18 protein-coding genes are annotated in these 19,655 nt (G+C 73.1%); 8 read left to right on the forward strand and 10 right to left on the reverse strand.

Annotated elements, in window-relative coordinates; translation table 11 throughout:
* Positions 1-29 precede the first annotated feature (29 nt).
* Genes ACU436_RS14515 through ACU436_RS14530 form a run of 4 tightly spaced genes read left to right on the forward strand, consistent with a single transcriptional unit; the run spans position 30 to position 3,619 of the window.
* Positions 30-1,352: a CitMHS family transporter gene (locus ACU436_RS14515; RefSeq protein WP_459025434.1), complete on the forward strand. Its 1,323-nt coding sequence runs from the start codon at positions 30-32 to the stop codon at positions 1,350-1,352.
* Positions 1,349-2,671, forward strand: coding sequence for an acyclic terpene utilization AtuA family protein (locus tag ACU436_RS14520; protein ID WP_459025436.1), 1,323 nt, complete (start codon positions 1,349-1,351; stop codon positions 2,669-2,671). Before ACU436_RS14515 ends, ACU436_RS14520 begins: the two co-directional genes overlap by 4 nt.
* Positions 2,652-2,984: an AtuA-related protein gene (locus tag ACU436_RS14525; protein ID WP_459025438.1), complete on the forward strand. Its 333-nt coding sequence runs from the start codon at positions 2,652-2,654 to the stop codon at positions 2,982-2,984. The genes ACU436_RS14520 and ACU436_RS14525 overlap by 20 nt, the downstream gene beginning before the upstream one ends.
* Positions 2,985-3,004: 20 nt before the next feature.
* Positions 3,005-3,619 carry a gamma carbonic anhydrase family protein gene (locus ACU436_RS14530; protein WP_459025440.1) on the forward strand — a complete coding sequence of 205 codons (615 nt, stop codon included), beginning with the start codon at positions 3,005-3,007 and terminating at the stop codon, positions 3,617-3,619.
* A gap of 6 nt (positions 3,620-3,625) precedes the next feature.
* On the opposite strand, the gene ACU436_RS14535 is transcribed toward ACU436_RS14530, so the two are convergent.
* Positions 3,626-4,441, reverse strand: a complete 816-nt coding sequence (locus ACU436_RS14535; protein ID WP_459025442.1) for an SAM-dependent methyltransferase — start codon at positions 4,439-4,441, stop codon at positions 3,626-3,628.
* A gap of 96 nt (positions 4,442-4,537) precedes the next feature.
* On the opposite strand from ACU436_RS14535, the gene ACU436_RS14540 reads away from it, so the two are divergent.
* Positions 4,538-5,257, forward strand: coding sequence for a helix-turn-helix domain-containing protein (locus ACU436_RS14540; RefSeq protein ID WP_459025444.1), 720 nt, complete (start codon positions 4,538-4,540; stop codon positions 5,255-5,257).
* Here the strand turns inward: ACU436_RS14540 and ACU436_RS14545 are convergent.
* Together ACU436_RS14545 and ACU436_RS14550 are read right to left on the reverse strand one after the other, a co-directional pair.
* The gene (locus ACU436_RS14545) at positions 5,236-5,637 is read right to left on the reverse strand and encodes a VOC family protein (protein WP_459025446.1); all 402 of its coding nucleotides are present in this window, start codon (positions 5,635-5,637) and stop codon (positions 5,236-5,238) included. The two genes, ACU436_RS14540 and ACU436_RS14545, sit on opposite strands and share 22 nt — an antisense overlap.
* Positions 5,638-5,647: 10 nt before the next feature.
* Positions 5,648-6,421, reverse strand: a complete 774-nt coding sequence (locus ACU436_RS14550) for an AraC family transcriptional regulator (RefSeq protein ID WP_459025448.1) — start codon at positions 6,419-6,421, stop codon at positions 5,648-5,650.
* A 54-nt stretch (positions 6,422-6,475) separates the two neighbouring features.
* Here ACU436_RS14550 and ACU436_RS14555 point away from each other — a divergent pair, with 54 nt between their 5' ends.
* Positions 6,476-7,630, forward strand: coding sequence for an MFS transporter (locus ACU436_RS14555; protein WP_459025450.1), 1,155 nt, complete (start codon positions 6,476-6,478; stop codon positions 7,628-7,630).
* Between the two features lie 880 nt (positions 7,631-8,510).
* Here the strand turns inward: ACU436_RS14555 and arc are convergent.
* The 3 genes from arc to ACU436_RS14570 all read right to left on the reverse strand — a co-directional run bounded on the left by arc (position 8,511) and on the right by ACU436_RS14570 (position 12,457).
* Complete coding sequence (gene arc / locus ACU436_RS14560) at positions 8,511-10,274, reverse strand: proteasome ATPase (RefSeq protein WP_459025708.1); 1,764 nt, start codon at positions 10,272-10,274, stop codon at positions 8,511-8,513.
* 214 nt (positions 10,275-10,488) lie between these two features.
* A complete protein-coding gene (locus ACU436_RS14565; RefSeq protein WP_459025710.1) occupies positions 10,489-11,331 on the reverse strand; it encodes a tRNA (adenine-N1)-methyltransferase in 843 nt (280 codons plus the stop codon).
* A 178-nt stretch (positions 11,332-11,509) separates the two neighbouring features.
* A complete protein-coding gene (locus tag ACU436_RS14570) occupies positions 11,510-12,457 on the reverse strand; it encodes a RecB family exonuclease (protein ID WP_459025452.1) in 948 nt (315 codons plus the stop codon).
* A gap of 49 nt (positions 12,458-12,506) precedes the next feature.
* Between ACU436_RS14570 and ACU436_RS14575 the strand changes: the two genes are divergently transcribed.
* Together ACU436_RS14575 and ACU436_RS14580 are read left to right on the forward strand one after the other, a co-directional pair.
* The gene (locus ACU436_RS14575; RefSeq protein WP_459025454.1) at positions 12,507-13,046 is read left to right on the forward strand and encodes a hypothetical protein; all 540 of its coding nucleotides are present in this window, start codon (positions 12,507-12,509) and stop codon (positions 13,044-13,046) included.
* Positions 13,043-13,843: a thioesterase family protein gene (locus tag ACU436_RS14580; RefSeq protein ID WP_459025456.1), complete on the forward strand. Its 801-nt coding sequence runs from the start codon at positions 13,043-13,045 to the stop codon at positions 13,841-13,843. Before ACU436_RS14575 ends, ACU436_RS14580 begins: the two co-directional genes overlap by 4 nt.
* A gap of 177 nt (positions 13,844-14,020) precedes the next feature.
* On the opposite strand, the gene hisG is transcribed toward ACU436_RS14580, so the two are convergent.
* The 4 genes from hisG to metH all read right to left on the reverse strand — a co-directional run bounded on the left by hisG (position 14,021) and on the right by metH (position 19,642).
* Positions 14,021-14,932: an ATP phosphoribosyltransferase gene (hisG, locus tag ACU436_RS14585; RefSeq protein ID WP_459025458.1), complete on the reverse strand. Its 912-nt coding sequence runs from the start codon at positions 14,930-14,932 to the stop codon at positions 14,021-14,023.
* Positions 14,933-14,965: 33 nt separating this feature from the next.
* On the reverse strand, positions 14,966-15,229 hold the full coding sequence (locus tag ACU436_RS14590) for a phosphoribosyl-ATP diphosphatase (RefSeq protein ID WP_459025460.1): 264 nt from the start codon (positions 15,227-15,229) through the stop codon (positions 14,966-14,968).
* A 161-nt stretch (positions 15,230-15,390) separates the two neighbouring features.
* The gene (locus tag ACU436_RS14595) at positions 15,391-16,044 is read right to left on the reverse strand and encodes an HAD family hydrolase (protein WP_459025462.1); all 654 of its coding nucleotides are present in this window, start codon (positions 16,042-16,044) and stop codon (positions 15,391-15,393) included.
* Between the two features lie 37 nt (positions 16,045-16,081).
* Positions 16,082-19,642, reverse strand: a complete 3,561-nt coding sequence (metH, locus tag ACU436_RS14600; protein WP_459025463.1) for a methionine synthase — start codon at positions 19,640-19,642, stop codon at positions 16,082-16,084.
* Between the last annotated feature and the right edge of the window lie 13 nt (positions 19,643-19,655).

The raw sequence follows: 19,655 nt of genomic DNA on the forward strand, positions 1-19,655 counted from the left end.
GTGACCGCAATCAACGCCGGAGGTCAACGATGCTCGCCGCGACCGGTTTCCTGACGATCGCCGCATTCCTGGTGGCCGTGCTGTCCCAGCGCGTGTCCGTGTTCATCGCGCTCACCGTGCTGCCGATCCTCGCGGCCGTCGTGGTGGGCGAGGGTGGCCGGCTCGGCGAGCTGGTGCTCGACGGGTTCGAGACCGTGGCCCCGGTCGCGATCATGATCACGTTCGCGGTGCTCTACTTCTGCCTGATGATCGACGCCGGGCTCTTCGACCCCGCCGTGCGCCGCGTGGTCCGGTGGGCGGGCGGCGACCCGCTGAAGATCACCGTCGGCACGGCGGTGCTCACGCTCCTCGTGGCGCTCGACGGCGACGGCGCGTCCACGTTCCTGATCATGGTCTCCGCGATGCTGCCGATCTACCGCCGCCTCGGCATGCGCCCGCTCGTGCTCACCGCGGTGATCTGCCTCGGCGCGGGCGTGATGAACATGGTCCCGTGGGGTGGGCCCACCGCACGGGCGATGGCCGCGCTCGGCCTGGGCAGCGGCGACGTCTTCGTGCCGGTGCTGCCGGCGATGGGTGCCGGCATCCTGTGGGTGCTGGTGGCGGCGGTCCTGATCGGGCGTGCGGAGCGCAAGCGGATCGGCACGATCGCCGAGCCCGGTGCCGAACCCGCTGCCTCCGCGCCGGCCGACGCACCGGGCGCCGCGCACGCGCCCGCCGCCCCGCGCACCTCCGTCGACCGGGTGCGGTTCTGGCTCAACGTCGTGCTCACCGTCGCGCTCGTGGTGGTCCTGCTGGCCCAGCTCGCCGAGCTGCCCGTCGTCTTCGTGGTCGCGTTCGTGCTGGCGCTGCTGATCAACCGGCCCGGCTGGGAGGCCCAGAAGGACCTGTTCACCCGGCACGGCCACAGCGTCGTGCTCGTCACCACGATGATCTTCGCCGCCGGCGTGTTCACCGGTGTGCTGGGTGGCACCGGGATGATCGAGGCGATGGCCCGGGCGATCGTCGGCCTCGTGCCCGCCGGCGCCGGCGGAGCCCTGCCCACGCTCGTGGCGGTGACCAGCATGCCGCTCAGCCTCGTGTTCACGCCCGACGCGTACTACTTCGGCGTCCTCCCGGTGCTCGCCGAGACGACGACCGCGCTGGGCGGCGATCCGGCCGAGGTCGCGCGCGCCGCCATCCTGGGCCAGATGACCACCGGGTTCCCGCTCAGCCCGCTCACGGCCTCCACGTTCATCCTCGTCGGGATGGCCGGCGTGCAGCTGGGCGCCCACCAGCGGTTCGTGTTCGGGTGGGCGTTCGGCACCACGCTCGTCATGACGGCGGTCGCCCTCGCCACCGGGGCGATCGTATGAGGACCGTCCGGATCGGCGCCGGTGCCGGGTTCGCCGGCGACCGCCTCGAACCCGCCGTCGAGCTCGCCGAGCGGGCCGGGCTCGCCGACATCGTGCTCGAGTGCCTCGCCGAGCGCACGACCGCGCTCGGGCAGGGACGGCGCCTCGCCGACCCGGACGCCGGCTACGACCCGCGGCTGCTCGCCCGGTTCGAACGCCTGCTGCCCGTGGCGCTCGCCCGGGGCGTCCGGGTGATCACGAACATGGGCGCGGCCAACCCGCTCCGGGCCGGCCGCGTCACGCGCGACCTGCTGGGCCGGCTCGGCACGCCCGCCCGGGTCGGGGTCGTCACCGGCGACGACGTGCTCGAGCGCCTCGACCTGGACGCCCCCGCCTGCGAGGACGGCCGGCCACTGCACGCCCGCGGCGAGGTGGTCGCCGCGAACGCCTACCTGGGCGCCGACGCCGTGCTGCCCGCCCTCGAGGCGGGGGCCGACGTCGTGATCACGGGGCGGGTGGCCGACCCGTCGCTCTTCGTCGCCCCGCTCGCCCACCGGCTCGGCTTCGACCTGGCCGACCCGCGCGCCGCCGCCGCCGGCACCCTCGTCGGACACCTGCTCGAATGCGCGGGCCAGCTCACCGGCGGGTACTTCGCCGACCCGGGCGTCAAGGACGTGCCGGGCCTGGCCGAACTCGGCTTCCCCTACGCGGACGTGGCGGCGGACGGCACCGCGGAGTACGGCAAGCTGCCCGGCACCGGTGGGGTGCTCGACCGGGCCACGGTGCGGGAGCAGCTGCTCTACGAGATCACCGATCCCACGGCGTACCGCACCCCGGACGTCGTGCTCGACCTGCGCGGGGTCACCGTCGACCGGGTGGGGCCGGACCGCGTGCGGGTCGCCGGCGCGCGCGGGCGCCCGCGGCCCGACCGGCTCAAGGTGAGCGTGGCCTACCGGGCGGGGCACAAGGTCGAGGCGGAGATCTCCTACTCCGGCCCGCGGGCCGACCGCCGCGCCGCGCTCGCCGGCGAGGTCCTCGCCGCGCGGCTCGCCGGCCTCCCGGTCCGCCCGCGGATCGACGTGCTCGGCGTCGCACCCCCCGGCGCCGACGAGCACGCCGAGTGCCGGGTCCGGGTCGCCGCGCTCGCCACCGACGCGGACGTGCTCGACACCGTCGGTCACGAGGTCGAGGCCCTCTACACGAACGGCCCCGCGGGCGGCGGGGGCGTGCGCGTGTTCACCGGGGAGGTCATCGGCGTGGTGTCCACGCTCGTCCCGCGCTCGGCGGTCGCGCCTGCCGTCACGATCCTGGAGCCCGGGAATGCCCGTCCGGCTGCATGAGCTCGCCCACTGCCGGGCCGGCGACAAGGGGAACGTCGCCACGCTCTCGGTGATCCCCTACTCCGACGCGGACTACCCGCTGCTCGTCCGCGAGCTCACCGCCGAGCGGGTGCGCACCCAGCTGGCCCGCCACGTGGGCGGCGAGGTGCTCCGCTACGAGCTGCCGCTGCTGCCGGCGCTGCAGTTCGTCTGCACCGGCGTCCTCGACGGCGGGGTGACGACGTCGCTCGCCCTCGACACGCACGGGAAGTCGCTGAGCTCGCGGCTGCTCGCGCTGGAGCTGCCGTCCGAAACCCGCCAGCCCCGCGTGTGACCCGCTCGTAGCGTCGTGGGATGCGCATCCGGCATCGAGGACGGGAACCGACGGTGCATCCGGACGCCTACGTGGCGCCCACGGCCACCCTCATCGGCAACGTGGAGGTGGCCGCGCACGCCCGCGTGCTGTCCGGCGCCGTGCTCGACGCGGAGGGCTCGCGCGTGCGGGTCGGCGAGTACAGCATCGTCGGCGAGCACGCCGTGCTCCGTGCCTCCGCCGTGGTCGGGCCCCAGCCCGTCGACGTCGGCGACCACGTCCTCATCGGCCCGCACGTGACCCTGCTCGGCTGCACCGTGGGACGGTGCTGCTACGTCGCCACCGGGGCCACGGTCCTGCAGACCGCGCGGCTCGGGGAGGGCGCCGTGGTGGCCGTGGGGGCGCTGGTGCACGCCCGCACCGCGGTGCCCCGCGAGTACTTCGTGCCTCCCATGACCGTGGCCGTGGGAGACCCGGTGCGCCTGGTCGCACCGGGAGATCCGGCGCTCCCGGACGCGGTCCGCGAGGTGGGTTTCGCCGAGACCGCGTTCGGGGCGACGGCGCAGTGGGCCGACCGGAGCCGGCGGGCCGAGCACGCCACCCGGATCCGGTCGGCCGAGTTCTCGGTCCACCGCGAGGACGAGGTGCTCCGGTAGGAACGCTCAGGGCTTGCGGGCCACCCCGCAGTACATGGCGACGTCGGTGTCCGTCTTCACCAGGCCCCTCGCGATGTCGTCCGGCCGCCACTTGTGGGCCTGCACGACGCCCGGCTCCAGCAGCTCCAGACCGTCGAAGAAGCGCTCCACCTGGGCCTGGTTCCGCAGCTTCATCACCTCGCCGTTGGCCTCGTAGGCCTGAACGACGCCGGCGAGCGGCTCGGGGTCGAAGTCAGCGGTGCCCGTCGACACTGCGAGGTGGCTGCCCGACGGCAGCGCGTCCACCAGGTGCCGCAGGACGCTGGCCGCCTCGCCGTCGTCGTCGATGAAGTGCAGCACCGCGATGGCCAGCAGCCCGACCGGCTCGTCGAGGTCGAGGGTGGCGCGCAGCTGCGGCGCCGCCAGGATGGCCGCCGGGTCGCGCAGGTCGGCGTGGACGTAGGCCGTGCGCCCCTCCCGGGTGCTGCGCATCAGCGCCCTCGCGTGGGCGAGCACGATCGGGTCGTTGTCGGTGTAGACGATCCGCGCGTCGGGGGCGATCCCCTGCACGACCTCGTGCAGGTTCGGCGACGTCGGGATGCCCGTGCCGATGTCGAGGAACTGCCGGATGCCGCGGTCGCCGGCGAGGAACCGGGCCACGCGCTGCATGAACGCCCGGTTCGACCGCATCGAGGTGCGCAGGCCGGGCCACGCCTTCATCGCCCCTTCGGCGGCCTCCCGGTCGAGTGCGTAGTTGTCCTTGCCTCCCAGGACGTAGTCGTAGATACGGGCTCCGTGGGCCCGGTTCGTGTGTAGGTCCAGCTCTTCGCCGGGGTCGGCCATCAGGGCTCCGTTTCCGTCCGGTCGTCGCGGTGATCCTATGGCCGGCGGGGGCTGCCGCGCCGCCCGATGTCGGGGCAACGGGCTACCGTTCGAACCGTGGGCTACCGGGAGATCCCGCCGCCGCGTCCGCTGCGCGGCGAGATCGAGTGCGCCTGGACGGCCGGGGTGGCCGCCGGGGCGCCCGCCGAGGCGCTCGACGTGCTGCCCGACGGGTGCATGGACCTGATCTGGACGGGGCAGGAGCTGCTCGTCGCCGGGCCGGACACGGGTCCGCACCCGACACTGCGGGAGCCCGGTGTCCTGAGCGCGGGCCTGCGCTTCGCCCCCGGCCGCCTCCCGGCGCTGCTGGGCCTCCCCGCGGCCGAGGTGCGCGACCGGCGTGCCCCGCTGGCCGAGCTGCACCCCATCCTCGCCCGGCGGGCGCGCACCCGCCTCGAGCAGGGCGAGCCGCCCCTCCCGGTGCTCCTCGGTCTCGCCCTCGCGTTGCCCGGCGAACCGGCCGAGCGGTCGGTCCGGGCGGTCGCCGCCCAGCTGGCCAGGGGCGCGTCGGCGGCTGCCACGGCCGACCGGCTCGGTTGGACCGAGCGTTCCCTGCACCGCCGCTGCCTCACCGCGTTCGGATACGGACCCGCCGTGCTGCGGCGGGTGCTGCGGTTCCGGCGGGCGGCACTGCTGCTCTACGACGGTGTGCCGATCGCCGAGGCCGCCGCCGAGGCCGGCTACGCCGACCAGCCGCACCTGTCCCGCGAGATGCGGGCGCTGGCCGGCGTCGCACCCAGCAGGCTCTACGGCGGTCAGGTCGCGAGCGGCGCGTAGAGGTCGACGCCGTTGCCGTCCGGGTCGTTCATGCTGGCGTAGCGCTGCCCCCACGGGGCGTCGAACGGCGCCAGCTCACCGTGGTGGCCGGCCGCGGTCAGCTCCGCGTACAGCGCGTCCACCGCGGCGGCGTCCGGCAGCGACACCGCCAGCCCGATCCGCCCGGCGCCGACGCCGGGGCTCCAGGACGGGTGGAACGAGCGCACCGTCTCCTCGGTGTCGAACATCAGGCGCATCCCGCCCCCGAGCGGCACCTCCACGTGCGGCGCGTGCTCGGCGCCGTCGGGCACGGCGAGGCCGAGGGCGCGGTAGAAGGCCAGTGACTTCGCCAGGTCGGCCGCCACGATGCCGACGGCGTCCAGCTTCGCTTCGATCGTCATGGCCGAGACGCTAGGCGCGGCGCCCCCGGCGGGTCGTGAACGGATCGGACAGGTGCGTACCGGGCGTGTGGCCGTACGCGCGGCGGAACACGTCGATGAACGCGCTGGTGGACGACCACCCGCACGCGTGCGCCACGGTGGTGACCGGCGAGCCGTCGGCCAGCATCCGCAGCGCGTGGTAGAGGCGCAGCTGGGTGCGCCACTGCGGGAAGGTCATGCCGAGGTCGCTGCGGAACAGGCGCGTGAGCGTGCGCTCGCCGACCCCGGCCTCGGCACCGAGCGCGGCGAGGGTGCGGGGGTTCGCGGGGTCGCGACGCAAGGCGGCGCAGACGGCCGCCAGCCGTGGATCGGTGGGTTCGGGCAGGTGGACCGGCCGCTGGGGGGACGCGCGCAGCTCGTCGAGCAGCACGGCGTGCAGCCGGCGCCGTTCGGGGGTGTCGTCGTGCGGGCCGCGCGTCCAGGCGCGGATCAGCTCGCGCAGGAGCGGGCTCACGACCAGGACGGTCGGCCGGTCGAGGCCGAGCGGGTTGACCGAGGCCGGCACCCCCAGCATGTGGAGGTCCAGATCGCCGTACGCGCGGTGGGCGTGCACGGTGCCGGCCGGGACCCAGATCGCGCGGGTGCCCGGGGCGAACCAGGTACCGGCGCCGGTGGTGATCGCCAGCACCCCGGAACCCGCGTAGAGGATCTGGTGGTCGTCGTGCCGGTGCGGGTCGATGGTCTCGCCGCCGGCCATCGACTGCTGCCGGGTGGGCGCCACCGGGGTGTGGCGGACGTTCGGCATGTGTTGGCACTTTATCGGAAGCGCGACAACCGGCGCCGGAGCGACGATCACCCCGTGACCCAGCTCGCCACCCGCACCGGACCGATCGCCCTCCTGGCCGGCGGCCACGCCTGCGTCGACGTCTACCAGGGCGCCATCGCCGCGCTGGTGCCGTTCTTCGTCTCCCAGCGCGCCTACACCTACGCGGCGGCGGCCGGCCTCGTCCTCGCCGCCTCGCTGCTGTCCTCCGTGGTCCAGCCCGTGTTCGGCGCCCTCACCGACCGGTGGCCGATGCCCTGGCTGCTGCCGGTGAGCACGCTCGTCGGGGGCGTCGGCGTCGCGTTCTGCGGGGTCACCGACTCCTACGCCCTGACGCTCGCGCTCGTCGCGCTCTCGGGTGTCGGGGTGGCGGCCTACCACCCCGAAGCCGCCCGGGTGGCCCGCGCCGCGAGCCGCGGCAGCCACACCGCGATGAGCTGGTTCTCCCTCGGCGGCAACCTGGGCTTCGCCACCGCGCCCCTCATGGTCGCCGCCGTGGTCGCGCTCGGCGGCCTGCACGCCTCCCCCGTCCTGCTCGTGCCCGCCGTCGTGGGCAGCGCGCTCTGCGTCGTCGCCATGCGCGCGATCGCGGCCCCCCGGCCTGCCGGTGGCCGCGGCGCTCCTGCCGCAGGCGCCGACGACTGGGCGTCGTTCGGCAGGCTGTCCGGCTCGATCGTGTGCCGCTCCATCGTCTTCGTCGGTCTGTCCGCGTTCATCGCCCTCTACGCGGCGGAGCGCTCCCGCGGCGGTGAGGTCGCGGGCACGGCCGCGCTGTTCGTGCTGTACCTCGGCGGCGCCGTCGGCACCGTGCTCGGCGGGACGCTGGCCAACCGCTTCGGCCGCGTCGCGGTCGTGCGCTGGTCCAACGCCCTCGCCGTGCTCGCGGTCGCGGGCGTGGTCTTCGTGCCCGGCCCGCTCATGTTCGTCTGCGTGGCCCTCACCTCGGCCTGCCTCTACGTGCCGTTCTCCCTGAGCATCACCCTGGGCCAGGACTACCTGCCCCGGCGCGTCGGCACGGCCAGCGGCGTGACGCTCGGCCTCACCGTGAGCGTCGGTGGCATCGCGAGCCCGCTCATCGGCGTCGTGGCCGACCACACGTCCCTACAGGTGGCGCTCGCCCCGCTGATCGCGCTGCCCGCCGTGAGCTGGCTGCTGCTGCGCGCCCTGCGCGAACCCCGGCAGACACGCTGAACGAACGGCGCCCCTTGTCCGGACACGTCGACGTCGTGGCGTGTCGTTGCCGCGGCGCCGCGAGTGGGTGGGGTTGGCGCGATTTCCGGATGCCCGTCGCGTTCGCCGGTCGGAGATGACGTCGGGGAAGGCCCCGGGTAGGCGCCCGTGGATTCGCGTGGGATGCACGAGTGGACATGTGGCGCGTTGCGCGCTGCGGTGCGGACGGGGCCGAGTGGGAAACGACCGATCCTGTGGGCGCGCTGCGAGATGCTCGTCTTGCCTCCCGGACCTGCGCACGAGCACTCACCTGGACGGCAAGTCGACGGCGTTTGGTCACCCTGCAGTCACAGATTCGGGACCACAGGATAGTGGCGTTGGCACCCGGCAGCGACGGACTCGTCCAAGACGGGCGGGCCCCCACGTCGGGGACGGCCGCCCACGCCACCACGGGGTCCGGTAGTTGTGCCCACCCGGCCATCCCGCTCAGGTGAGGGATCGCTGCGGGCGGGGGTGCTGCACGGGGCAAGGGGGCGGTAGGTGGTGGCCGTCCGGCGGGGGTGCCGGGACGGCGCGCCAAGCCGCGCGTTTCATGATCAGATAGACCTCACAGAGCTTGGATCAAGATCCAACCCCGCTGGTGTCGACATGATCATGGACACGCCTCCGCGGCCGGGCATGATCGTTGCGAGACCATGCTCAGCGCCTCGGGCAGGGCGATCCGCCGCAACTGGGAGCGATCAAGCGCCCTTGATCGCTACGAAACCGCGCGCAACGCCCTCGCGAGGGCAGGTTCCCGCATCTCGGATCGATCACCGGGCCCCCGCTTCCTGTTGCACGAACGGCACCCTCGTCCGATAGAGCTGGACGAGGGTGCCGTTCGTGCAGATGGAGCGGGGCCCTACAGGTACTGACCCGTGTTCGAGGCCGTGTCGATCGCCCGGCCCGTTTCCGCGTTCTTCCCGGTCACCAGGGTGCGGATGTAGACGATCCGCTCCCCCTTCTTGCCGGAGATGCGCGCCCAGTCGTCGGGGTTGGTGGTGTTGGGCAGGTCCTCGTTCTCGGCGAACTCGTCGACGATCGCGTCCAGCAGGTGCTGCACGCGCAGCCCGGGCTGACCGGTCTCGAGCACCGACTTGATCGCGGCCTTCTTCGACCGGTCGACGATGTTCTGGATCATCGCGCCGGAGTTGAAGTCCTTGAAGTAGAGGGTCTCCTTGTCACCGTTGGCGTAGGTGACCTCGAGGAACCGGTTCTCCTCCGTCTCGTCGTACATCCGCTCGACGATCCGCTGGATCATCGCGTCGATGCAGGCCTTGCGGCTGCCGCCGAACTCCGCCAGGTCGTCCGCGTGGATCGGCAGGGTCTCGGTGATGTACTTGGAGAAGATGTCCTGCGCCGCCTCGGCGTCCGGCCGCTCGATCTTGATCTTCACGTCCAGCCGGCCCGGCCGCAGGATCGCGGGGTCGATCATGTCCTCGCGGTTGGAGGCGCCGATGACGATGACGTTCTCCAGGCCCTCGACGCCGTCGATCTCCGCCAGCAGCTGCGGCACGATCGTGGTCTCGACGTCGGAGGACACGCCCGACCCGCGGGTACGGAAGATCGAGTCCATCTCGTCGAAGAACACGATCACCGGGGTGCCGGCCGAGGCCTTCTCCCTGGCCCGCTGGAAGATGAGCCGGATGTGCCGCTCGGTCTCGCCGACGAACTTGTTGAGCAGCTCGGGGCCCTTGATGTTGAGGAAGAACGCCCGGCCCTCGTCGGGGTTGTCGCCGCGAACGGCGGCCACCTTCTTGGCCAGCGAGTTGGCCACGGCCTTCGCGATGAGCGTCTTGCCGCAGCCGGGCGGGCCGTACAGCAGCACACCCTTGGGCGGGCGCAGCTCGTACTCCTTGAACAGCTCCGCGTGCAGGAACGGCAGCTCCACGGCGTCGCGGATCTGCTCGATCTGCCGGAACAGGCCACCGATGTCCTCGTACTCGACGTCGGGCACCTCCTCCAGCACGAGGTCCTCGACCTCCGCCTTGGGCACCCGCTCGTAGGCGTAGCCGGCCTTCGTGTCGACCAGGAGGGAGTCGCCGGGCTTGAGCGCGACACCGTCGGGATCGTCCGGGCCGGGGAACAGCGGCGCGGCGAGCCACACCACGCGCTCCTCGTCGGCGTGCCCGATCACCAACGCGCGGCCGGCGAGACCGTCCTCGGTGGGCTCGGACAGCACCTCCCGCAGCCCGCAGACCTCGCCGATGCGCTCGTAGTCGCCCGCCTCGACGACGGTGAGCGCCTCGTTGAGCCGCACGGTCTGCCCGCTGGACAGCTCGGCCGTCTCGACCGCCGGGGAGACGGCAACCCGCATGCGCCGCCCGGAGGTGAAGACGTCGACCGTCTCGTCGGGGTACCGAGCGAGGAAGACGCCGTAGCCGCTCGGTGGCTGCGCCAGCCGGTCGACCTCCTCGCGGAGCGCCACGAGCTGGCCGCGGGCCTCCTTGAGGGTTTCGGTGAGCTTCTCGTTGCGGGCCGAGAGCTGCGCGAGCCGGCTCGCCGACTCGGCCAGGCGCTGCTCGAGGACGCGCGCGTGCCGCGGGGACTCGGTGAGCTTGCGGCGGAGCAGGGCAACTTCCTCTTCGAGGAAGCGGATCTGCGCGGCGGCCTCGGCGGGGCTCAGCTCGCCGTGATCACCTGGTTCTCGCCTGCCGGGACCGTCGTAGGGGTTCACGGCATCCTCCCTCCGTGTTCCGTTTCCATACGGTACCTGCCAATGGGCGGTCTCCACCTTGTGGCAAACCGGTGATCCACCACTCAACCGGACGGCACCTTGACGCCGGGCGATAGTCCTGGTCCGGTCACCGGCGAGACGCGTGCCGTTGAGCCAGTCGGATTCACCGGCTGGTCGGTCTGCGCTGCGGCCGGGGGGGAGCAACACCCTCCGCGAGTCGACGCGCCGTCACGAGGAACGCGGTGTGCCCCTGCATCCGGTGTTCCGGGCGCACGGCCAGGCCCACGACGTGCCACGGGCGCATGAGCGTTTCCCACGCCTGGGGTTCGGTCCAGCACTGCTGCGTGCGCAGGTCCTCCACGAGCCTGGACAGCTGCGTGGTGGTGGCGACGTAACCGACGAGCACCCCGCCCGGCACGAGTGCCTTCGCGACGGTGTCGAGGTGCTCCCATGGTGCGAGCATGTCCAGCACCACCCGATCGAAACGCTCCGGCGTCTCCTCCCCGTTCAGCGCCGCGAGGTCGGCCACCCGGAGGCTCCAGTGCGCCGGCAGCTCGCCGAAGAACTGGCGGACGTTGCGCTCGGCGTGCTCGGCGTGATCGGCACGGACCTCGTAGGACACGACCCGGCCCTCGGGCCCGACGGCCTGGAGCAGCGAGCACGCCAACGCGCCCGACCCGGCGCCGGCCTCCAGCACGCGCGCGCCCGGGAACACGTCGCCCCACATCAGGATCTGCGCCGCGTCCTTCGGGTAGATCACCTGCGCGCCGCGGGGCATCGACAGCACGTAGTCGGCCAGCCGGGGTCGCAGCGCCAGGTAGGGCGTGCCCACCGGCGAGACGATCAGGCTGCCCTCCGGCTTGCCGATCAGGTCGTCGTGGGCCAGCCCGCCGCGGTGGGTGTGGTACTCCGCGCCGGCCTGCAGGGTGATCGAGTAGTGCCGCCCCTTGGGATCGGTGAGCTGCACCCGGTCCCCCGCGCGGAACGGACCGCCGCGGGCGGGCAGGCCGGCCGCCCCGTTGTGGGCAACGGTCTCGGCCGGTCGGGATTCGGACACGAGGCGTAACGCTAACGGTCGCCTCCGCGGACCCGTCACAGCGGGCCGCCACACCGAAGCCGCGGCCGCCGGGCTCCGGGAGGGATCACCGGCCCTTGTGCCGATCGAGTGATGTGGATCAGCGCCGTTAGTCCATCCGATCGAGTGCTGCTTCCTCGGCCGGCACCTCGGCCGACTCCGGCCAGCCGGGGTACGGGGGCGGAGTGCCGTCCCAGGCCGGGCAGAGCGCCTTGTGGCTGCACCAATCGCACATGCGCGTGCGGTTGGGGCGGAAGTCGCCCGTCTCCCCCGCCGTGCGGATGGCCAGCCAGATGGCATCGAGGGTGCGTTCGAAGCGGCGCAGCTCGGGCTCGTCGGGCTCGTAGGTGAGGTACTCGGAGTCGGCCAGGTACAGCAGCCGAAGCTGGCGGGGCAACACGCCACGCTCCTGCAGGAGCGCGAGCGCGTAGAACTTCATCTGGAACAGCGCTGCGACCTCGCCGGCTTCCCGCGGCGCCGAACCGGTCTTGTAGTCGACCACCCGCACCTCACCGGTGGGAGCGACGTCGAGGCGGTCGATGTAGCCGCGCAGCAGAAGGCCCGATGCCAGCTCCGTCTCGACGAGCAGCTCACGGGCGGCCGGCTCGAGCCGGCGGGGGTCCTCCAGCCCGAAGTACGCCTCCAGCAGCCCGGCCGCGGACTCCAGCCACACCGGCAGCTCGGGATCCTCGGCGCCGTCGAACAGCTGGCCGACCAGCTCGGGCAACGCGGCGCACAGCTCCTCCCACACCGGGCCGACGAGCCCACGGGCCGCCTCCGGGGAACGCTGCGGCGCGGGCAGGTCGTACAGGCGCTCCAGCACCGCGTGCACCAGCGTGCCCCGGACCTGGGCGCGGGACGGCTGCTCGGGCAGGCGGTCGATGGCGCGGAAGCGGTACAGCAGCGGGCATTGCTTGAAGTCGCCGGCCCGCGACGGCGACAGGGCCGGGCGGCGCCGGGGAGCGGGCTCCACCACGGTGCCCGCGCTCCCCGGGCCCGCGCTCTCTGTGCCCGCCGTGTCCGTCACGCTCCGCAGCGTAGGCGACCCCCCTGACACTCCCGGGCGGTGCGGCCGGCGCTCCGGGGGCTCCTCTAGGTTCATCCTGGTGAAGACGATCCGCACCGCCGTGGCCGCCGCCGCGCTCGTCGCCGCCCTTGCCGGGTGCGGCAGCCCGGTGGCCGGGACGCCCGCAGCACAGCCCGCCCCGCCACCGCCGCCACCGGCCCCGACGACGCCGCCACCGGACCCCGCCGCGGACCAGGACGCGATCGAGACCGTGTTCCACGACTACTACCGCGCGCTGGGTGCCCGGGACTTCGCCACCGCGTGCGGCTACAACGCGCCGGAGACCACCAGCCGGCTGCTCGCCGACCTGCACGCCCGCGGGGTCGAGGCCAGCACCTGCGAGGAGGGCATGACCGCGGTCTACGCGATCCCGGAGAACGCGCGGATCGTGGAGCAGGCCGGGAAGAACGCGACGATCAAGAACGTCACCGTGAACGGCGACCTGGCCACGCTCGACTGGACCTCGAAGGTGGACGGCAAGAGCGGCTCGGGCGCCACCAACCTGCGCCGCGTCGACGGCCAGTGGCTGCTGTCCGGCACGGGGGGCGCCAGCCCGGCCAACCCCGGCAGGGGTACATGACCGAGCTCGAGCCGTTCTACCTGCCGCTCGACGGGCCGGACGGCGCGCGGTTCCAGGCCACGTCGTCGACCGCGGGACCGTGGTTCCCCGCCGCGCAGCACGTGGGGCCGCCGTCGGCGCTCCTCACGCGGGCCCTCGAACGGCTGCCCGACGGGCCGGGCGGCCAGCTCGTCCGCATCACGGTGGAGGTGCTCGGGCCGGTCCCCACGGGCGAGGTGCAGGTGGCCGCCGCGGTGGAGCGCCCCGGACGGTCGGTCGAGCTCGTGGCGGCGGAGATGGCCGCAGGGGGCCGCACCGTGCTGCGGGCCCGCGCCTGGCGGGTCGCCGGGGGCGACACCGAGGCCGTCGCCGTCGGCGCGTCGGATCCCCTGCCACCGCCCGCGGCGGCCGCGCCGCAGACCACCTGGGCCGAGGGGTGGCTCCCAGGCTTCATCGACGCCGTCGAGTGGCGCTGGGTGACGGGTGGGCCGCCCGGGACCGGCCCGGGCACGGCGTGGCTGCGGCAGCGGGTGCCGCTGGTGGACGGCGAGAAGGCCACGCCCGTGCAGCGGCTGATGGTGGCCGCCGACTGCGCGAACGGCGTCGGCGCACCGCTGGACCTGCGCGAATGGCTCTTCGTCAACACCGAGCTCACCGTGCACCTGCACCGGCCGCCGGTGGGTGAGTGGATCGGCGTGGGCGCCACGACCGTGCTCGGTCCGTCCGGGGCCGGCACGGTGTCCGCGCTGCTCCACGACGAGCAGGGGCACACCGGCAGGAGCGGGCAGGCCCTGATCGTGCGGCCCCGCCGGGCCTAGGGACCGTGTTCGGGAAGTCCCGGTCGATCGAGCAGTTTCCCGGCACGATCGGGACATCAGCTGCACGGGGGTGCGGTTCATGTCCCGATCCCGCTGATCACGCCCACCCCGCCCCCGCGCGTGTTCAGCCCGGTTCGGGCGACGCCGTCTCCTCGGGCGGGTTCCGCGGAACCGGGCTCAGCTCGGGAACGGCTGGATCGAAGCGCCGTCGACCGCGCGGCAGGAGCGGATCTCCGACGTGAGGATGGCGCGCACGCCCAGCTCGGCGAGGTCGTCCATCACCTTGTTGGCCACCGTGCGGCGCACCATCGACCGCACCGCCGACCAGCCGGGCTCGGTGAGCGGGGAGACGGTGGGCGCCTGCATGCCGGGCGTGATCCGCTTGGCGTCCTCGAGCACCCGGTCGGGGCAGTCGTAGTCGAGCATCAGGTACTGCCGCGCGTAGACCACACCCTGCAGCCGGCCGGTGAACACGACCTTGGCCGCCTTGATCTCGGCCGTCTCGGGGCGGTCCGGGCGCGGCTCCCGCTCGATCAGGGTGGCCTGTGAGACGGCGATCGCGTCGTCGAAGGGGAGGAGGTTGTGCTGGCGCAGCGTGCGCCCGGACGAGACGACGTCGGCGATCGCGTCGGCCAGCCCCAGCTGCACGGAGATCTCGACGGCGCCGTCGAGCTTGATGATGTCGGCGCGGACCCGGTTGCGCGCGAGGTGGGCGCGCACCAGCCGGGGGTAGGAGGTGGCGATCTTCTTGCCCTCGAGGCTCTTGATCGTCCACTGCTCGCCGGTGTCGGTGAGCGGCGGCGCGGCGAAGCGGAACTTGGAGGCCCCGAAACCCAGCTCTATGACGCGCTTGACCTGGCTGCCGGACTCCTCCATGAGGTCGGCGCCCGTGATGCCCAGGTGCAGGTCGCCCGATCCGACGTAGGTGGCGATGTCCTTGGGGCGGAGGTAGAAGAACTCGACCTCGTTCTCCTCGTCCAGCATGCTGAGGTCGCGCGAGTCCGTGCGCTGCCGATACCCCGCCTCCCGCATCATGGTCGCGGCGGGCTCGGCCAGCGTCCCCTTGTTCGGGAGTGCGACGCGGAGCATGGGACTCTCCTCAGAAAGCTACGTACTGGTGGTTCAAAGGTACTTGTAGACGTCCTCGAGCGTGATCTTGCGTCCGATCATGAGGACCTGGATCCGGTACAGCAGCTGGGAGATCTCCTCGGCCAGCGCGTCGTCGGCCTCGTGCTCGGCCGCCAGCCAGACCTCCCCGGCCTCCTCGAGCAGCTTCTTGCCCTGCTCGTGCACGCCGGCGTCGAGCGAGGCGACCGTGCCCGAGCCTGCGGGCCGGTTGGCGGAGCGCTCGATGAGCTCGGCGTACAGCTCGTCGAAGGTCTTCACGTCGGTATCTCCTCTCCTGGTAAGTGTCATATCTTCTCGAGAGCGACGCGAACGGGGCCCCAGCCCGTGCTGCGCCCGGTCAGCGCGATGCGCCGGACGGTCTCAAGCCTCGCATCACCCGCGCCGGCCCCGGTGAGCGGACCCTGTACACGGACGAGCGGTTACGCCACGCGGTCGCTTCGTGCCTGCGTGTAGCCGAATCGGACGTCGTCCGACGTCAGCCCGAGCAGTGAGCCCCGGTGGACGCGCCGCGGCCCGGCGGGCACCGGCACGTCGCACGGCACGACGAGCACGGCGCAGCCGGCCCGCTCCGCCGCCGTGGCTCCCGTCGGGGAGTCCTCCACCGCAAGGCAGCTGCCGGGGTCGACGCCGAGCAGCTCGGCCGCCCGCAGGTACGGGGCGGGATCCGGCTTGCCGCGCGGGACCTCGTCCCCGCACACCGTGACGGTGAAGTGTTCGCGCCCGATGCTGTCGAGCGCCTTCTCGGTGAGCGACCGCGCGGTGTTCGTGACGAGCGCGGTGGGCCAGCCCGCCGCGCGGACCGTGCGCAGCGCGTCGAGGGCTCCCGGCCGCCACTCGAGCCCGGCGGCGAACAGCTCGCCGGTGCGGGCGGTCAGGAACCGCTCGGCCCGCGCCATCCGCGCCGGATCCGGCTCGAGGCCGAGGTCGTCGACCATCAGCGCGAGGGTGCGCGCCATGTTCGAGCCGACCATCGCCTCGCGGGCCCCGGCCGACAGCTCCCCGCCGAGGTGGCGCGCGGTGTCGAGGAGGGAGACCGTCCAGACCTTCTCGGAGTCGACCAGGGTGCCGTCCATGTCCCACAGGACGGCGGCAGGAGCCGTCGGAGCCGGATTACCCCGCATTGAAGTACTTCGCCTCCGGGTGGTGGGCCACGAGCGCGTCGGTCGACTGCTCGGGATGCAACTGCAGCTCCTCGGACAGCTGCACCCCGATCCGGCCGGGATCGAGCAGCTCCACGATCTTCGCGCGGTCCTCGAGGTTCGGGCAGGCGCCGTAGCCGAGCGAGTACCGCGCGCCCCGGTAGCCGAGCTTGAAGAACTCCTCGACGTCGTCGGGGTCCTCCGCGGCGACCGCGCCGCCCGCCGGGAACACCAGCTCCTCCCGGACACGCCGGTGCCAGTACTCCGCGAGCGCCTCGGTGAGCTGCACGCCCAGGCCGTGCACCTCCAGGTAGTCGCGGTAGGCGTCCTCGGCGAAGAGCGCGTTCGCGTGGTCGGCGATCGGCTGCCCCATCGTCACCAGGTGCAGCGGGAGCACATCGACCTCGCCCTCGGCGACCGCCCGGTCGCGGGGCCGCCAGAAGTCGGCGAGGCACAGGTGCCGGTCCCGGCGCTGGCGCGGGAACGTGAACCGGAAGCGCTCGGGCGCGTCGGGGTGCGGCTCGGCCAGCACGACCAGCGAGTCGCCGTCGGCGACGGCCGGGAAGTACCCGTAGACGACGGCGGCGTGCGCGAGCACCCCCTCGGTGGACAGCCGCTCCAGCCAGTGGCGCAGGCGCGGGCGGCCCTCGGTCTCCACCAGCTCCTCGTAGCTGGGCCCGCCACCGCCCTTCGCGCCGCGCAGGCCCCACTGGCCCAGGAACAGCGCGCGCTCGTCGACCATGCCGGCGTAGTCGGCCACCGCGACGCCCTTCACCACCCGGGTGCCCCAGAACGGCGGGGTGGGGAGCGGGTTGTCCAGCGCGACGTCCGATCGGGCCGGCAGGGGCCCCGCCGCCTCCGCCTCCGCGGCCTTGCGCTTCGCCGCGATGCGCTGCGAGCGCTCGTGGCGCGCCTTGCGCTCGGCTCGGCGCGCCTCCTCCTCCGCGTCGACGGCGGGCGCGGCGCCGCGGGCGCGGGCCATCGTGGCGTCCATCAGGCGCAGGCCCTCGAACGCGTCCCGGGCGTAGGAGAGCCGGCCCTCGTAGACCTCCGTGAGGTCGTTCTCGACGTACGAGCGGGTGAGCGCGGCCCCGCCGAGCAGCACGGGGAGCGTCTTGGCCACGCCGCGGGCGTTCATCTCCTGCAGGTTCTCCTTCATCACCACCGTGGACTTGACCAGCAGGCCGGACATGCCCACGGCGTGGGCCCGGTGCTCGTCGGCGGCGGACAGGATCGTGGAGATCGGCTGCTTGATGCCCAGGTTGACCACCGTGTAGCCGTTGTTGGTGAGGATGATGTCCACGAGGTTCTTGCCGATGTCGTGGACGTCGCCCTTCACGGTGGCGAGCACGATCGTGCCCTTGCCGTCGGAGTCGGTCTTCTCCATGTGCGGTTCGAGGTGGGCCACCGCGGCCTTCATCACCTCGGCGGAGGCCAGCACGAACGGCAGCTGCATCTGCCCCGAGCCGAAGAGCTCCCCGACGGTCTTCATGCCGGACAGCAGCGTGTCGTTGATGATCTCCAGGGCGGGCCGGGACACCAGGGCCTCGTCCAGGTCGGTGTCCAGGCCGCCCCGCTCGCCGTCGACGATCCGCCGTTCCAGGCGCTCGAACAGCGGCAGGGCCGCCAGCTCCTCCGCGCGCCCCGCCTTCGCCGAGGAGGCCGTGACCCCTTCGAACAGCTCCATGAAGCGGTTGAGCGGGTCGTAGTCGGGGCGGCGGCGGTCGTACACGAGGTCGAGCGCCACCGAACGCTGCTCGTCGGGGATCTTCGACATCGGCAGGATCTTGGCCGCCGAGACGATCGCGGTGTCCAGGCCGGCGTTCACCGCCTCGTGCAGGAACACCGAGTTCAGCACCTGGCGGGCCGCGGCGTTCAGCCCGAAGGAGATGTTGGAGACGCCGAGCGTGGTCTGCACGTCCGGGTGGCGGCGCTTGAGCTCGCGGATGGCCTCGATGGTCTCCAGCCCGTCGCGGCGCACCTCCTCCTGCCCGGTGGTGATCGGGAAGGTGAGCGCGTCGACGACGATGTCGCCGACCTGCATCCCGTGGTTCCCGGTGAGGTCGCGGATGAGCCGCTCGGCCACCTGCACCTTCCACTCCGCCGTGCGGGCCTGGCCCTCCTCGTCGATGCACAGCGCGACCACCGCGCAGCCGTGCTCGCGGACCAGCTCCATGGCGCGCTGGAACCGCGACCCCGGCCCGTCGCCGTCCTCGTAGTTGACCGAGTTGATGATGCAGCGCCCGCCGAGGCGCTCCAGCCCGGCGCGCAGCACGTCCGGCTCGGTGGAGTCCAGCATGATCGGCAACGTGGACGCCGTGGCCAACCGCCCGGCCAGCTCGTTCATGTCGGCGACGCCGTCGCGGCCGACGTAGTCGAGGCACAGGTCGATGAGGTGGGCGCCGTCGCGGGTCTGCTCGCGGGCGATCGCGACGCAGTCCTCCCACGCCTCGGCGAGCATCGCCTCGCGGAACTTCTTGGAGCCGTTGGCGTTGGTGCGCTCCCCGACCATCAGCACGGAGGTGTCCTGCCGGAACGGCACCGCGGCGTAGAGCGAGGCGACGCCCGGCTCCGGTCGCGGGTTGCGCGGAGCGGGCACGAGGTCCCGGACGGCGGCGGCGACCGTGCTGATGTGCTCCGGGGTGGTGCCGCAGCAGCCGCCCACCAGGCGCAGCCCGTAGTCGCGCACGAACGTGCCGAGCGCCTCGGCGAGCTCGTCGGGCGTCAGCGGGTACTCCGCGCCGTTCGGCCCGAGCCGCGGCAGGCCCGCGTTGGGCATCACCGACAGCGGGATCCGCGCGTGCTTGGAGAGCGTGCGCAGGTGCTCGCTCATCTCGGCGGGCCCGGTGGCGCAGTTCAGCCCGATCACGTCGACGCCCAGCGGCTCGACCGCCGCGAGGGCCGCACCGATCTCGCTGCCGAGCAGCATCGTGCCGGTGGTCTCCACCGTGACCTGGGTGATCAGCGGGATGCGCCGGTCCTCCGCGGCCATCGCCCGCTGCAGCCCGTGCACGGCGGCCTTCACCTGGAGCAGGTCCTGGCAGGTCTCCACGACGAACGCGTCGGCCCCGCCGGCGAGCAGCCCGCGGCCGCACTCGGTGTAGGCGTCGCGGAGCCGGGCGAACGTCTCGTGGCCGAGCGTGGGCAGCTTCGTGCCCGGCCCGACCGAGCCGAGCACGAACCGCGGCCGGTCCGGCGTGGACAGCTCGTCGGCCACCTCCCGGGCCAGTGCCGCGCCCTTCTCGGCCAGCTCGCGGATCCGGTCGGCGATGTCGTACTCGGCGAGGTTGGGCAGGTTGGCCCCGAACGTGTTGGTCTCGACGGCGTCGGCGCCCGCCTCCAGGTAGGCCCGGTGGATGTGGCGCACGACGTCGGGCCGGGTGTCGTTGAGGATCTCGTTGCAGCCCTCGAGCCCGGCGAAGTCGTCGAGCACCAGGTCGGCTGCCTGCAACATCGTGCCCATGGCACCGTCGGCGAGTACGACGCGCTCGGAGAGCGTGGCGAGGAACGTGGAGTCGAGATCGGACCGCACCTGCCCACGGTAG

Source organism: Pseudonocardia wallangbongensis (assembly GCF_054486945.1).